Below are 13,938 nucleotides of genomic sequence, written 5' to 3'. Positions count from 1 at the left end.
ATTCTAACATATATGTTCAGGCAGTTTAAACAATTCTGGAATAAAGGCGGCTTGTTGCCTTTCTCTGTTTTAACGGCGATTTTGCTTTTGCCGTCTGTGGCTTTTGCGAAAGGGATTGTGCCTTGCGGCGGCGCGGGAGAAAGCGCTTGCAATCTTTGTTATTTTGAGACGATGGTAAATAATTTCCTGAACTTTCTTCTTTTTGAATTGACTCTTCCGGTTTCTGTTTTGGCTTTTATCGTTGCCGGCTTTTATTTTATGACTTCGGGAGGAAATCCCGGCACAAAAGAAAAAGGGAAAGAGATATTTAAAAACACGGCTATTGGTTTGATAATCGCTTTCAGCGCGTATTCCATCGTGAATTCCATTTTAGGAGTGCTTTTGACCGGCGAGTTTAAAGTGTGGCAAAAATTTCCCGCTTGCGAGCTGGTAGAAATGAAATCCGCTCCGGAGGTTTCTGCCCCTCTTTTTGAAGAAACGCCTTCTTCCGGTAATTCCAATGCCAACGCTTCCGCGGAGCTTGCCGTATTTCAATCGTGTTTTGAAAGCAGGCTGTCCGGCGTGAGAATAACTTCAGTAGCCGATAATAATATAGTGTCGGGAACATGCAATTATACGAGTCCCGGCGAAAGTTTTAACGATAGCCAAAATTGTCAGCACACGCAATATTCCTGTCATTACGGAGGAAGGAATTGTTCTTCAAAGGGAAGCTACGCTTTGGATGTGGGCACAAATTTATCTTTTGACCAAGTAAAAAAAGCCGCGGGGGAGTGCAATATAGAAGCGAAGTGTCTGAATGAAGGTAATCATTACCATGTGAGCATCGGGGCCGCGTACGGGTGCGGGTGCGACGAGGGGCTGTCTTCCTGCAGATAATTTTATTTTTTAGAAATTAATTTGATAATAAAATAAAACATGAAAGGATTTGTAAATTTTATCCGCGAACAGGGAGTTATCGGTTTGGCGGTCGGTTTTATTCTTGGTGGCGCCGTGTCCAAACTTGTTTCCGCGATTGTGTCAGATTTTATCAATCCTCTTTTGGGCATTGTTTTGGGGGCTGCCGGCGAATTAAAAAACGCTTCGTTAAATATCGGTTCGGCTAAGATTCTTTACGGAGACCTTGTTAGTGTGTTTATTGATTTTGTCGTTATCGCTTTGGTGGTTTATTTTGGAGTCAGGTTATTGGGTTTGGACAAGCTCGACAAGAGAAAAGACAAATAATTTTGTCGAAAATTTATCAGATTAAACAAAAAATTTTATGAAAGGATTTAACGCGAACATAGAGAAAGAAACTTTGGAAAATGAAAATTTTCGCAAAGTGCTTTACACGGGGAAGCACAGCCAGTTGGTGCTAATGAGTTTGAAACCGAACGAAGAAATCGGGATGGAGACGCACGAGGAAAACGACCAATTTTTTCGTTTTGAAAAAGGGCAGGGGAAATGCGTTATTGACGGGAACGAATGCGCGCTTGGCGACGGCTCCGTAATTATTGTGCCTGCCGGCGCTCAGCACAATATTATCAATACTTCCGCGACCGAGAGTTTAAAACTTTACACGATTTATTCCCCGGCGCACCACAAAGACGGGGTTGTCCGGATGACGAAAGAAGAAGCCACGGCGGACGGGCCGGAATTTGACGGGATAACCACGGAATAACTGTCCATCGTTTTTATCAATCCAATTCCTGTTCTTGCAGAATGGTTGAGTACAGAATTTTTCCGTTTTCAAAAATAGGGAAATGGCCTGTTTCTTCGGAAACGGTAAACACGGTTGTTCCTTTGAAAATATACGAAGAAGTGATGGCGGACAAATGCCTCATGTGCACTTTTTGCTTGAATCCGAACTGGGTGGACAAGTCGGTGCTGGATTTTTGGGGATTGATTTTTTGGGCCACTTTTTTGGGACGCAGATTTTCAATCATGGTTCCCGAGTGCAAGATGTCGCCGGATTCGTCTATCAGTATCGCTCCGTCAAAATTTATTGTTTTGGTGATGTCCCGATTTTTGTCTTGCGATGCCGCCGGACGGATTCCCGGGGTCATAATGTTCGTATGGTGCCGAAGAAAAATGTCTTGCGAGATGTCCGGAGAAACCGCGTATTTATTCCATTTTTTCTTCCATCCCAAGATAACAAAAAGCCCGAATTTCGTCCGGCGTTGCCGCAATGTAAGGCAGATTTTTGCAATTCTCAATTTGATTTCGAGAGGCAAATCTACATCCGATACTGCCGGGCATTTTTGAACTTCAATAAAACGTCTTTTCAGATTCATAATAATTTTATAAAAATATCCGGTCCTTCCGGCTGTCGTGTTTCTATATCATATACAAAAGTTTTCTGTTTGACAAGACAAATCAGATATGATATACTTCAAATACTAAGATAATTTCTCTTGTTCTATACGTTCTCTTAGCTATTTTTGAAGGCTTTTAAAAAGCCAGTAATTTTTCTGACAAATCCAGCAAGATTTTTTATTGAGGCTGTTAAGATTATCGGACCGTGAATTATTGGTTTTTTAAAGGCCTTTTTCTTGTTATATATATATTATGCTGATTGATGATGTGACAATTAAAGTACGCGCGGGAAATGGAGGAAAGGGCGCTGTCTCTTTTAATAAAAATGTTATGTCTTTTGGGCCGGCTGGCGGAAGCGGAGGCAGGGGCGGAAGCGTTTTTGCCGAAGGGGTTTCTGATTTGAGCGCGCTGAATCAATTTCGCTTTAAAAAAGAAATTAACGCTAAAAACGGGGAAGACGGCCATTCTCAGTTTCGTGATGGCGCCGATTCCGATGAGTTGATTTTATTCGTTCCAACGGGGACCGTAATTCATAATTTAAGTACCGGCAAAGATATTGAGATAACTAAAATCGGGCAAAGGGAGGCAATTGCCCGCGCCGGCCGCGGGGGAAAAGGGAATTTTCATTTTCGTTCTTCCACCAATACGACGCCAAAAGAATTTCAATACGGAACGCCGGGAGAAGCGTTTAAAATTCGTTTTGAATTAAAACTGATCGCCGACGTGGGGTTTATCGGGCTGCCTAATGTCGGAAAATCAAGCTTACTTAACGAGCTTACTAACGCGAAAAGCAAAGTGGCGAATTATCCATTTACCACTTTGGAGCCGAATTTAGGTACTTATTTTGATTTGATACTTGCCGACATTCCGGGGCTCATTGAGGGCGCGTCTGGCGGAAAAGGACTGGGCATTAAATTTTTGCGGCACGTGGAACGCACGAATACGTTGTTTCATTTTATCGCCGCGGATTCCGCCGACCCTGTTTCCGATTATAAGACAGTACGCCATGAGCTTGGGGCGTACAATAAACCGCTTCTCGAAAAACCGGAGTATGTTTTTATAAGCAAGAAAGACGCGGTTTCGCCGACTATTGTTAATGAGACTATAAAGAAGATTAAAAAATTGAATAAAAAAATAACGGCCATATCCATTTTTGAATTGGACAGCATTGAGTTTGTGAAAAAAATACTTAATGATTTGCAAGCAGCCAAAACAAAAAAGTTATAAAGACCAAGGTTAAAGTTGACAAAATTATATTATTTTGATATTATTAAAACACTATAGAGACGAGGTCGGATTTCTGTATAAAAAATAACTTGAATAATTAAATGAACGGAACTATCAAAACGCTCACGCCCAAAGGATTCGGATTCATCGCGCGCGAAGGCGAAGCAAAGGATCTTTTCTTTCACTCAAATGAGCTCAAAGGAGTTGCATATGACGAACTCAAAGTCGGCGATGCAGTTACTTTTGAAGTCGTAGACGGTGAAAAGGGACCGAGCGCCACAAATGTGTCACGCGCTTAAAACGCAATGCCACTAACAAGAAACCGCCCGCTTAAAAAGCGGGCGGTTTCTTGTTAGTATATTAAGATGGATTTAGCGCGGCTTCAAAAATTTTTTAACAAAGAACCAGAGTATCGCTTAAAACAAGCAAGGAAAGCTATTTTTCAGGATTTAATTCAGGATTGGCGGGAAGCGTCGGCTTTGCCGTTAGGTTTGAGAGAAAAATTAAGCAAAGAGTTTCCGATTGAAACTCCAGGAAAGACTATTGTTTCCAAAAACAAGGATGCGATAAAAGCTCTTTTCGTCTTAAAAGACGGCTTGAAAATTGAATCGGTTTTAATGAGAGGCAAGGGCGCCAGAAATACCGTTTGCGTTTCTTCTCAAGTGGGCTGCGTTTTGGATTGTTCTTTTTGCGCCACGGGAAAAACCGGATTCAAAAGAAATTTGGATATTTATGAAATTACAGACCAGGTTTTGTTTTTCGCCCGCTATTTGAAGAAATTTAAAGAAAAAATCACCAGCGTAGTTTTTATGGGTATGGGTGAGCCGTTTTTGAATTACAAAAATGTGATCGGGGCGATAAAGATTTTGAACGGCAAGGAAGAATTTAATCTGGGCGCCAGGCATTTTTCAATTTCTACCGCCGGTATTGTTGAAGGAATTATAAATTTGGCAAAAGAAAAATTACAGATAAATTTGGCGATTTCACTTCATGCTCCCGATGACGACCTTCGTTTAAAATTGATGCCGATTAACGAAAAATATCCGATTAAGAAAATTTTAGCCGCGGTTGATGATTATATAAAAAATACCGGACGCCGCGTGATGTTTGAGTATGTAATGATAAGCGGTGTAAATGACAGTGAAAAGCATGCCGAAAAATTGGCCGAGCTGATGAGGGGGCGCCTTTGTTTCGTCAATTTGATTTCTTATAATCCGACCGGATTTTTCAAGCCTTCCGCTCCTCTTAAGATTAAAAAATTCCGGGAAATTTTGGAGAAAAGAGGAATAGGAGTTACCCAGAGATACCGTTTTGGCGAGGATATAAGCGCCGCTTGCGGCCAGCTGGCAGGAGGGAGCTTGTCCGGCGATTTTTTGGTAGAATAACAGTACGGAAGTGAATACAAAAGAATTTGAAAAAATAGTGGCAGAAGCGGTGAACGCCTTGCCGGGGAAAGCAAAAGCGTCTTTGGAGAACCTTGTTTTTGTCGTTGAGGAAGAAGCGCGCAAAAAGAATTTCGGCGAGACGGAAATTTTTGTTGATGACGATATTTTGGGGCTTTATGAAGGCGTTCCAAAGAGCGCCCGCGGATCCGGATATTTCGGCGTGATGCCCGATAAGATCACTATTTTCCAAAAGCCGATTGAAGAGCTGGCGGGGAGGACCGATTCAAAAAAAATAAGAAAGCTGGTTTTTGAAGTGGTTTGGCACGAAGTGGGTCATCATCTGGGCTTTGGCGAAAGAGAAATTTCAGAGCTTGAAGAGAAGAAATTCGGAGACGAGTTTTAGCGGAGAATTTGCACTTTTGTTTTTGTTCTTGCCGACAGTTTGTGTTTTTGCCGTAAGGCTTTTTTGAAATAAAATTTTATGCAAATGAATATGGATAGGGATAAGATGGAAAAAATTTCATACTGGACACCCAGATCTTTAGGAATAGCTTTCCTTTGCTTTTTGTGGATTTCCGCTTTGGGAATTTATGATGACGACCCTTCTGTCTGGGCGATAATAACGCTGCTTGTTATGCGTCTTTTCCCCGCGTATGTTTTTACGATACTTCTTTTCGTCGCGTGGAAGAACGAGCCGACCGGCGGAATCATAATGTTTTTTTCGTCTTTTTTCGTGTTTGTTTTGAACATGTCCGTCGGGGTAAAAATCGCGGTTTTTTTCGCGATGACCATTGTGGGGTTTTCCTTTATCTCGAGGCCTTATTTTTACAATTTGCTCTCAAAAAGGTATCCTTATCGCGTTTTTTCCGAAGAAGGGAAGTGAATTATGAAATATTGCGGGGGGTTGTAAAAAAAGCTTTTTTAGAGTATAATAATTTCGTAGTGAAAAGTATTCCCGCTGAGGGAATATTTTTTCATTGGTCGTTAAAAAATTACTAGCGTAAACTTCAGAAAAACACACTATGTTCTTCTTATTTTTTGTCGGCATTATTGAAATGCTTATTGTGACCGCTTGGACTAAAGTTGTCACGAGAACAAAGGTTATGGCAAGCGGGGCAATTACAATGGTTAACGTCCTCATATGGTATTATGTGCTTCAGCGTTTTGTGGACGACATTGATAATTGGCTGATTGCCGTAGTTTATGCTTTTGGTTGCGCGGTAGGCACTGTTTTGGGAACGTATTATTTCCAAAAAGAGGAAGAGAGGAATGAAAAAGACCAAAAGAGTTTTTCTGAGTTGGAAATTGTGTAAATTCCAATGGCTAACTCAATCGGATCGGTCTTAGGGGATGACCCTTTGCCAAGTCCCAAATGACGGCCCGTCTTCGTTTTATGGAGGCGGGCTTTCGTTTTGCTAAATCTTGCTCTTTACAAAAAGATAAATATGTGCTATCTCTAAAATATAGAATTGCTCATTAAAAAAAGAAGGGGGAAAAAGAGGATGGAGTTTTTTGTTGCTGATGCTGATAGAAAAAAGCTGAAAGAGAAGGAAAAAGAGGTTAAGAAGAAAGCAGAAGAGCTTGAGAAGGTGTTTAAAGAACAATCTTCCCGGAAAGAAAAACTACGGGTGCTTATGGATTTGATTGAGGCCGCTAACGTCTACGACTTTCTTGTGGATATGTTAATAGCCGACAATTGCCTTGTTAAAGACGGAATGGAAGCTGCCAGGAAATATTTGCCGGAAGTGATCGTTAATTTTGGCAAAGACGACGAGAGCGCGGATCTCGGTGTTGGAAAAACATTTTATATTTTAGTGACGCTGGGGGATAAAGAAATTTTACGGATTTAAACATTTTAATTTTATCTCACCACAAAAAGGGCAATATTTTATGTTGCCCTTTTATTTTTAGGTTGCCAGAAAATAATAAAGCGCCGCTATGCGTAATCAATCGCATTTCGGCGCTTTTTAAAACGGGATAATGTCTTCAATAAATGCCGTTTGGTCCAGGTATTTCGGATTTATCCAGTTTGTTTCTTCTTCTTCTTTTTCCAAAATCTCGGGAGGATAAACTTCTATTACCACGTATCTTTTGGGATATCTTGGTTGAGTTTTGCGTTTTGCCGCGATGCGCGGGCTGGTTTTTAATACCATATTGCCTATTCTGCCCAAGGGATTTCCGATTTCCTCGGCTTTTTCCGCTAAAATTTCTTCGTCGGTTTTGGATTCCAAATTTATTCCCAAGAGTTCGCAGAAATCGCAGACAAAGCGGCTTTTGGGATTTATTTCAATACATCTTTTCATGGCGATTTTTTCAAGATACAGAGGCAATCTTTTGATGCTCCATTTAATTTCGTCTCCGTTTTGGCTTTTGAGAAATTTTTTAAAATCTTTTCCTCTCTTCTCTGTCCAGCCCACTATTACCATGCCGATAGCGTTTGCAATGCCGTCTACTTGGCGTTTTGTGGCGGAGTTTAAATTCAATTCCGCCCAAAAAATATCTCCAAGAACCAAGCTGTCTTTCTTCGATACTGAGAATCTTGAACCGTTTGGCCGCCATTTTGTCTTGTCTTTTATTTCAAAATTTTTACGGAATTTGTTCCATCTGGTGTTTTTTTCATGAATCTTCCAGCCAGCCCTCATTCTGGTCGAACATTTCTCCGTCGCTTTTTTTGCGATGCAGTCAAATAAAACCGGCGCCGCTATTTTATATTGAGATTCTGAAAGAAAAAATCTTTTGTTTCTGCCGTGAAGGCTTTTTGTTTTCAGTTTCCCCCTTTTCGCTTTCGAAAGGATGTAAGGTCGAGCTCTTTCTGCTCCTATTTCCAAAAGAACGGCTTCATCCACGCAATATTCTTTTCCTTCCCACAAAAAAGACGATGGCCCGATAACGGCTATCAAATTGAGCCGGCCATTTGGATTTTCTACCAAGACAGGTTTTTCCGCATTGTTTTCGATATTGATGACGATTGAGGCATTTTTTCTTAAAATTCTCACGTCTTCCGCCGTTTTTTCAAATATCATTTCAAGCTTGGTTTTTTTCGGTCTTTTCTTTTTATTTTTGCCCAAGATTATCACCTCCTTTTTGCTATTTTGTTTTCAAATTCTGGCTTATATCTTAGAGAAAAGAAGGAACCGGGTCAACCGAACAGCTTCTTTAACTTTCCGGGTTTTTTATGCTATAAATAGCATTATGAAAAAGTTATACAGAAGCGGAGAGAACAAAGTTTTTGCCGGAATTTTCGGCGGGCTTGGCGAGTATTTTGACGTTGACCCGGTGGTTTTGAGGCTCGCGTGGATAGCGATAACGGCGCTTACCGGTTTCGTGCTGGGAATAGCCGCTTATATTATCGCCATCTTTGTCGTGCCCAAAAAAGCCGACCGCCAGCCGAATAAAGGAAAATAACCTCTTCGTTTTAAATTAGAAAAAATTATGACTTCAATTTTTAAAAAGCATAAGTATATTTTTTTGTTTTCAATTCTTGCCGTCCTGGTGGCTGCGGGAATTTGGTTTTTCTTTTTGAGAGGGGGGGAAACCGCTTTTGATTTTGCCGAGGCGAAGAAGACGGATGTTGTTTTGGAAGTGAGCGTTACCGGAAAAGTCGAACCGGCGCAAAGCGTTGATTTGGCTTTTCAATCCAGCGGAAGAATTGTGGCGGTTTATGTCGATGTTGGCGATAAGGTTTTTTCGGGACAATCCATAGCGTCTTTGGACACTTCGGAACTTTCCGCCGACTTGAGGAGCAAGGAAGCGTCTCTTGAATCAGCGAAAATTCAGCTGGCTGAACTTGAAAGGGGTTCCCGACCCGAAGAGATAGAAATACAAAGAGTAAAAGTGGCGAACGCAGGAGTCGCTTTGGATGACGCGAAACGCACTCTTTTGGACAAGATAGAAGATGCTTACACCAAGTCCGACGACGCGGTTCGCGGCAAGGCCGACCAGTTTTTTGATAATCCGAGAAGCGTAAGCCCTCAGCTTAGATTCAGCCCGTCGGATTCAACGACTGAAATAGCGGTTGAATTTGGAAGAAGAAGCGTTGAAGTGCTTTTAGTCAATTGGAATTCCTGGGTTTTAAGCGGACTTTCTTCCGAAGAACTGCTTTCAAAAGCGAATGTTGCCCAAAACAATTTAAACCAAATAAGCGATTTTCTGGGAAAAGCGGCTTCTGTTGTAAATTCTCTTACTCCGAATACTTCGCTTTCTCAAACTACGATAGACGGGTGGAAAACAGATGTTTCCGCCGCAAGAACAAATGTCAATACGGCGATTTCAAATCTTTCCACGGCAGTGGAAGGTTTTCGTACGGAGCAATCAGCCTTAGACCTGGCGGAAAAACAACTGGATTTGGAACTCGCAGGCAGTTCTTCGGAAGAAATTGAAGCGAAAAAAGCCAGCGTGAAAGAAGCCGAAGCGGCTGTTGATAAAATAAAAGCGCAAATTTCTAAAAATGTCATTTGGGCGCCCATAGCGGGAGTAATTACGAAGCAAGACGCCAAGGTCGGCGAAACCGCGATAGCGAATACTTCCGTTGTTTCAATGATTTCCGAGTCCGATTTTGAAATAGAAGCGAATATTGCCGAAGCCGATATCTCTAAACTTCAAATAGGAGATTTCACGAAAGTGACGCTTGACGCGTACGGAGAAAGCGTTTTTTTTGAAGCGAGGCTTACAAAAATAGACCCTGCCGAAACTGTTATCGAAGGAGTTTCAACATACAAGACGACTTTTCAATTCATTAAAAAAGACGACAGGATTAAATCGGGCATGACCGCGAATTTGGATATTTTGGCCGACAAAAAAGAGAACGTGATTTCAATTCCTTTTCGCGCGGTCATATCGTCAAACGGGGATAAATTCGTAAAGGTTATTGAACCGGACGGAAAAACTTACAAGGAGATTAAAGTTGAGATCGGGCTAAGGGGTTCTGACGGTAATATTGAAATAACAAACGGCATAAGCGAAGGCGATAAGGTGATGATTTCCGTGAAGAAATAAAAAACGCGGCCTTTTTGCGAAGGATTTTTTTCTGCAATTTTATGTCTCTTATAGAAACAAAAAATTTAGTCAAAAGATACACTTCGGACGGTTCTGACCTGCCGGCTTTGGATGGCATTTCTTTTAATATCGAACAGGGAGAATTTGTGGCGGTGATGGGCCCGTCCGGTTCCGGAAAATCAACTCTTCTTCACATGCTCGGTTTTCTGGATTTCTATACGTCCGGCGAGTATCGTTTTGACGGAAGAACCATAGACGATTATTCAAAGGAAGAAATAGCGCGCGTAAGAAACAAAAAGATGGGTTTTGTTTTCCAGGCGTTTAATCTTCTTCCAAAAACTACGGTTTTGGAAAACGTAAAATTGCCACTCCTTTATTCGGGGATAAAAGAATCTCTCTGGGATGAAATGGCGAAAGCCGCCATAGATATTGTCGGGATGTCTCATCGGATAAACCATGAACCCTATCAGCTTTCCGGAGGCGAAAAACAGCGCGTGGCGATAGCGCGCGCTTTGGTGAATTCTCCGCAGATAATTTTTGCCGATGAACCTACCGGAAATCTCGATTCCAAATCGGGGCAGATGGTTATGGAAACAATCCAGCGGTTGAACGAAGAAAAAGGGCATACTGTTATTCTTATAACTCACGAAACTTACACAGCCGAACACGCGCAAAGAATTATCCGTTTGAAAGACGGAAAAATCGAGAGTGATGAAAAAGTCGGAGACCGCCGCAAATCGAGGCATATGTTTGAGAAGTAAAACAAGAAAGCCATGACTTTTAAATATAGTTTTAGAACCGCGGTTAGGGGACTTAAAACGAACAAGTCGCGTTCGTCTCTTACTATTTTAGGAATAGTGATAGGGGTTACGGCGATTATTCTTATTGTTTCTCTGGGGCAGGGAGCGCAAAATCTTATTCTTGGTCAAATTCAGAGCATGGGTTCGAAAACTATCGCTATAGCTCCAGGCCGGCAGCCTACCGGCATTGCGGATTCTCTTTCCACCTTTACCGATTCTTTGAAAAATAAGGATTTGGAAGATTTGCAAAAAAAAATCAATGTGCCGCATTTGATGCGCGTAATGCCTATAGTTTTCGGTTCCGAAGCGGCAACGCGGGAAAATAAAATTCATCAGACTACTGTTTTCGGCGTTAACAATTTTTTCGCGGAAATTTATGATATCTATCCCGAAGAAGGCAGGCTTTTTACCGATGAAGAAATAATGTCCAAAGCGGAAGTTGTTATTATCGGTTCAAAACTTAGAAATGAACTTTTTGAGCCAAACGAAGAAGCGCTCGGGCAGAAGATAAAAATAAAAAATCGAGGGCTTCGTATTGTCGGCGTGCTGCCGGAAAAAGGGCAGTTTTCTTTCATCAGTTTTGATGATTCGGCTATCACGCCATACACTACCGCTCAGCAATATATCTTCAGCATCAAATATTATAATCGTATCGTGGTGGAGGCCGACAGCGAAGAAAATGTCGATAGGACTGTTGAGGATATAAAAATTACTCTGCGTAATAACCATAATATCACCGACCCTGACAAAGACGATTTCTTTTTGGAAACTCAGGCGCAAGCGATGGAGATGGTCGGAACCATTATGAATATTCTTACGCTGTTTTTGGCGGCGGTAGCGGCCATTTCGCTTGTCGTTGGCGGAATTGGAATTATGAATATAATGCTTGTTTCTGTTACCGAACGCACTCGGGAAATAGGGCTTCGCAAAGCGCTTGGAGCGACCGAAAAAGATATTTTAAGCCAATTTCTACTTGAAGCGATTTTGCTCACCGCCATGGGCGGACTTATCGGAATTTTTCTTGGGGCCGCCTTTTCTTTTCTGGCGTCTTTAATTCTGACGCAGGCGCTTGCTATTGATTGGGGATTTACTTTTCCGTTTTCAGCCGCGCTTTTGGGAATAGGAGTCTCGGCTTTTGTCGGACTGATTTTCGGGCTTTATCCGGCGCGGCAGGCCTCGCGTAAAAGCCCGATTGAAGCGCTTAGATACGAATAAAACAAAAAACCTGCCCCGCTTTTTATAGCGGGGCTTTTAGAAAGGGGAGAGTTATGCGGGGTGGATATTGGATGTTTGAACGAAAGCGGTTCGGGTTAGACGGTGGATTTCTCTAAACTTGAAAGAGATTTGTGTTGCGGCGTGCTCTCTGTCTGCCGCTTGAACTTCCAACTCTTCCCAGCTTCCTTGACCATACCTGCCGTAGCCTTTAAACCGTTTCCAATTTTCCGGTGTTTGTTGAAATCTTTTTTTCACCTACCTTCACCTCCTTCCTTTCACACTTTTTAAAACCTTAATATATCTTTTATAGCATTTTTATAGGTTTTTGTCAATGTACTTTAAAAGATTTTCCAAGAACGGAATTTGCGCCTGATTTATCTTTTCTTTAGCGTTTTCAAAATCAAAAAATTCCAGTTTATCAATTTCCGAGAACTTTATTGTCTTTCCGCTTTTTGGCGGCCATTCAATTTCAACGAGATTTGTTTGGGGAATAGATATTGTGTTGTCATCTTGCCAGTCTGTTGATTCAAAAGCCCAGGCAAAAACTTTCTTATCGTTTTTTTGAATTATCTCTCCAAGCGGGATAAATTCTTTAATGGGTTTAAGCCCTGTTTCTTCTTCAAATTCTCGTTCTGCGGTTTCAAGCGGTGCTTCGTCTTTTTTTATTTCCCCTTTGGGAATTGTCCAAAATCCATTATTTTTGTTTTTGAAAAAAGGGCCTCCCGGGTGTCCTAAAAGGAATTCAATTTTCCCGTTTTTTACCCGGTACATCAAAAGCCCGGCGGATGTTTTTGAAGCCATACAGGTATTCTATAATATATATAAGATGATACAAAAAAATATTGCCACATTCGGCCTTGACTACGGCATTTGCCCGAAGTGGCTTTACGAGAGAATGGTAAAGCTTGGAAGGGAAATGGTAGAAATTATTATTGCCGAATATGGTCCGGATGAATTTGTGAAAAGAATTTCAGACCCCGCGTGGTTCCAGTCGCTCGGGACCGTTTTGGCTTTTGATTGGAACGCGTCCGGGCTCACTACGGTTTTAACCGCTTCGCTAAAAGAGGCGGTGAGGGGCAGGGAAAATAATTTGGGAATTTTTATTTGCGGCGGGAAAGGGAAAACCTCAAGAAAAACTCCCGATGAAATAAAAACGCATGGAGAAAGATCTGGGCTTGGCGAGGAAAAATCCGAATCGCTTGTCTATAATTCAAAAATGGCGGCTAAGGTTGACGGCGCTTTGGTACAGGACGGATTTCAGATTTATCATCACTCTTTCTTTTTTAGCAAGGGCGGAGCGTGGGCGGTTGTTCAACAGGGAATGAACACGGAAAAACAAACAGCCCGCAGATATCATTGGCATTCGGAAAAAGCCACCGATTTGGTCTGCGAACCTCATTCGGGTATTTCAAGCGATTTGATTTCGCCTACCCTTGATTTGTCGGCTAAAAAAAGCGGACAGACTCGGAAATTAAGCGCGGAGCTTGTTCAGGGTAATTACGGCGGGCTTATGAAAGATATTGAAATTTTACGCAAACATTCTTCGAGGCTTTCGCGGACAGTTTCGTTAAGACAAGGAACCAGACAGATGACTTTGATAAATTTAGAAACTAAAGAATTTTTTTGGCATCCCGTCGTGAGCGAGGATTTTTCAAAAAGCAAATATTTGGAGAAAGTCTTGGGAAAAGTATGCGATGAGAAGCCGGAAAATTACGAAGCGCTTTTGGCAACAAAAGGCGTGGGCCCGAAAACGGTTCGCGCTTTAAGCTTAGTTTCGGAAATGATATACGGAGCGAAGCCGTCTTATGAAGATCCGGCGCGATATTCGTTCGCTCATGGAGGAAAAGACGCGACTCCATATGATGTGGATAGAATCACTTATGATAAAACAATTGATTTTTTCGGAAAAGTTGTGAGGAAAATGAAAGCGGGGGAGACGGAAAAAAGGAAAATGCTTTCTAGTTTGCGGAGCGAGACGGGATAAAGCAGCGTTACAAAAGATCGGGAATTTTATTTTTAATAGG

The 13,938-nt window shown here is 41.8% G+C and carries 18 protein-coding genes; 15 read left to right on the top strand and 3 right to left on the bottom strand.

What is annotated here, in order from left to right:
* The first annotated feature begins 12 nt into the window (after positions 1-12).
* From PHC85_01010 to PHC85_01000, 3 genes are read left to right on the top strand one after another with little or no spacing between them, the layout of a single operon-like run.
* Positions 13-876 carry a TrbC/VirB2 family protein gene (locus tag PHC85_01010; GenBank protein MDD5032688.1) on the top strand — a complete coding sequence of 288 codons (864 nt, stop codon included), beginning with the start codon at positions 13-15 and terminating at the stop codon, positions 874-876.
* Between the two features lie 39 nt (positions 877-915).
* Positions 916-1,221 carry an MscL family protein gene (locus tag PHC85_01005; GenBank protein ID MDD5032687.1) on the top strand — a complete coding sequence of 102 codons (306 nt, stop codon included), beginning with the start codon at positions 916-918 and terminating at the stop codon, positions 1,219-1,221.
* A 37-nt stretch (positions 1,222-1,258) separates the two neighbouring features.
* Positions 1,259-1,657: a cupin domain-containing protein gene (locus PHC85_01000; GenBank protein MDD5032686.1), complete on the top strand. Its 399-nt coding sequence runs from the start codon at positions 1,259-1,261 to the stop codon at positions 1,655-1,657.
* 16 nt (positions 1,658-1,673) lie between these two features.
* On the opposite strand, the gene PHC85_00995 is transcribed toward PHC85_01000, so the two are convergent.
* A complete protein-coding gene (locus PHC85_00995; GenBank protein MDD5032685.1) occupies positions 1,674-2,270 on the bottom strand; it encodes a hypothetical protein in 597 nt (198 codons plus the stop codon).
* Positions 2,271-2,544: 274 nt separating this feature from the next.
* Between PHC85_00995 and obgE the strand changes: the two genes are divergently transcribed.
* The 7 genes from obgE to PHC85_00960 all read left to right on the top strand — a co-directional run bounded on the left by obgE (position 2,545) and on the right by PHC85_00960 (position 6,754).
* Positions 2,545-3,519: a GTPase ObgE gene (gene obgE, locus PHC85_00990; protein MDD5032684.1), complete on the top strand. Its 975-nt coding sequence runs from the start codon at positions 2,545-2,547 to the stop codon at positions 3,517-3,519.
* Between the two features lie 101 nt (positions 3,520-3,620).
* Positions 3,621-3,818, top strand: a complete 198-nt coding sequence (locus PHC85_00985) for a cold shock domain-containing protein (GenBank protein MDD5032683.1) — start codon at positions 3,621-3,623, stop codon at positions 3,816-3,818.
* Positions 3,819-3,884: 66 nt separating this feature from the next.
* Positions 3,885-4,904, top strand: coding sequence for a 23S rRNA (adenine(2503)-C(2))-methyltransferase RlmN (gene rlmN / locus PHC85_00980; protein MDD5032682.1), 1,020 nt, complete (start codon positions 3,885-3,887; stop codon positions 4,902-4,904).
* Positions 4,905-4,914: 10 nt separating this feature from the next.
* Complete coding sequence (locus PHC85_00975; protein ID MDD5032681.1) at positions 4,915-5,307, top strand: metallopeptidase family protein; 393 nt, start codon at positions 4,915-4,917, stop codon at positions 5,305-5,307.
* A 78-nt stretch (positions 5,308-5,385) separates the two neighbouring features.
* Positions 5,386-5,787, top strand: coding sequence for a hypothetical protein (locus tag PHC85_00970; protein ID MDD5032680.1), 402 nt, complete (start codon positions 5,386-5,388; stop codon positions 5,785-5,787).
* Between the two features lie 139 nt (positions 5,788-5,926).
* Positions 5,927-6,217 (top strand): DUF5698 domain-containing protein, encoded by a 291-nt coding sequence (locus PHC85_00965; GenBank protein MDD5032679.1) that lies wholly within the window; start codon positions 5,927-5,929, stop codon positions 6,215-6,217.
* 189 nt (positions 6,218-6,406) lie between these two features.
* A complete protein-coding gene (locus PHC85_00960) occupies positions 6,407-6,754 on the top strand; it encodes a hypothetical protein (GenBank protein MDD5032678.1) in 348 nt (115 codons plus the stop codon).
* Between the two features lie 117 nt (positions 6,755-6,871).
* Here the strand turns inward: PHC85_00960 and PHC85_00955 are convergent, their stop codons facing one another.
* Positions 6,872-7,972 carry a hypothetical protein gene (locus tag PHC85_00955; GenBank protein ID MDD5032677.1) on the bottom strand — a complete coding sequence of 367 codons (1,101 nt, stop codon included), beginning with the start codon at positions 7,970-7,972 and terminating at the stop codon, positions 6,872-6,874.
* A 121-nt stretch (positions 7,973-8,093) separates the two neighbouring features.
* Here PHC85_00955 and PHC85_00950 point away from each other — a divergent pair, with 121 nt between their 5' ends.
* Genes PHC85_00950 through PHC85_00935 form a run of 4 tightly spaced genes read left to right on the top strand, consistent with a single transcriptional unit; the run spans position 8,094 to position 11,914 of the window.
* Positions 8,094-8,309, top strand: a complete 216-nt coding sequence (locus tag PHC85_00950; GenBank protein MDD5032676.1) for a PspC domain-containing protein — start codon at positions 8,094-8,096, stop codon at positions 8,307-8,309.
* Between the two features lie 27 nt (positions 8,310-8,336).
* Positions 8,337-9,899 carry an efflux RND transporter periplasmic adaptor subunit gene (locus PHC85_00945; GenBank protein ID MDD5032675.1) on the top strand — a complete coding sequence of 521 codons (1,563 nt, stop codon included), beginning with the start codon at positions 8,337-8,339 and terminating at the stop codon, positions 9,897-9,899.
* Between the two features lie 41 nt (positions 9,900-9,940).
* Positions 9,941-10,660, top strand: coding sequence for an ABC transporter ATP-binding protein (locus PHC85_00940; protein MDD5032674.1), 720 nt, complete (start codon positions 9,941-9,943; stop codon positions 10,658-10,660).
* Between the two features lie 12 nt (positions 10,661-10,672).
* Positions 10,673-11,914 (top strand): ABC transporter permease, encoded by a 1,242-nt coding sequence (locus PHC85_00935; protein ID MDD5032673.1) that lies wholly within the window; start codon positions 10,673-10,675, stop codon positions 11,912-11,914.
* A gap of 315 nt (positions 11,915-12,229) precedes the next feature.
* Here PHC85_00935 and PHC85_00930 read toward each other — a convergent pair whose 3' ends face one another.
* On the bottom strand, positions 12,230-12,715 hold the full coding sequence (locus PHC85_00930) for an NUDIX domain-containing protein (protein MDD5032672.1): 486 nt from the start codon (positions 12,713-12,715) through the stop codon (positions 12,230-12,232).
* A gap of 25 nt (positions 12,716-12,740) precedes the next feature.
* Between PHC85_00930 and PHC85_00925 the strand changes: the two genes are divergently transcribed.
* Positions 12,741-13,898, top strand: coding sequence for a DUF763 domain-containing protein (locus tag PHC85_00925; protein MDD5032671.1), 1,158 nt, complete (start codon positions 12,741-12,743; stop codon positions 13,896-13,898).
* Positions 13,899-13,938 lie beyond the last annotated feature (40 nt).

Source organism: Candidatus Paceibacterota bacterium (genome assembly GCA_028711505.1).
GTDB lineage: Bacteria > Patescibacteriota > Minisyncoccia > JAHISW01 > Tagabacteraceae > JAQTSC01.
This window is presented reverse-complemented; position numbering and strand designations above follow the sequence as displayed.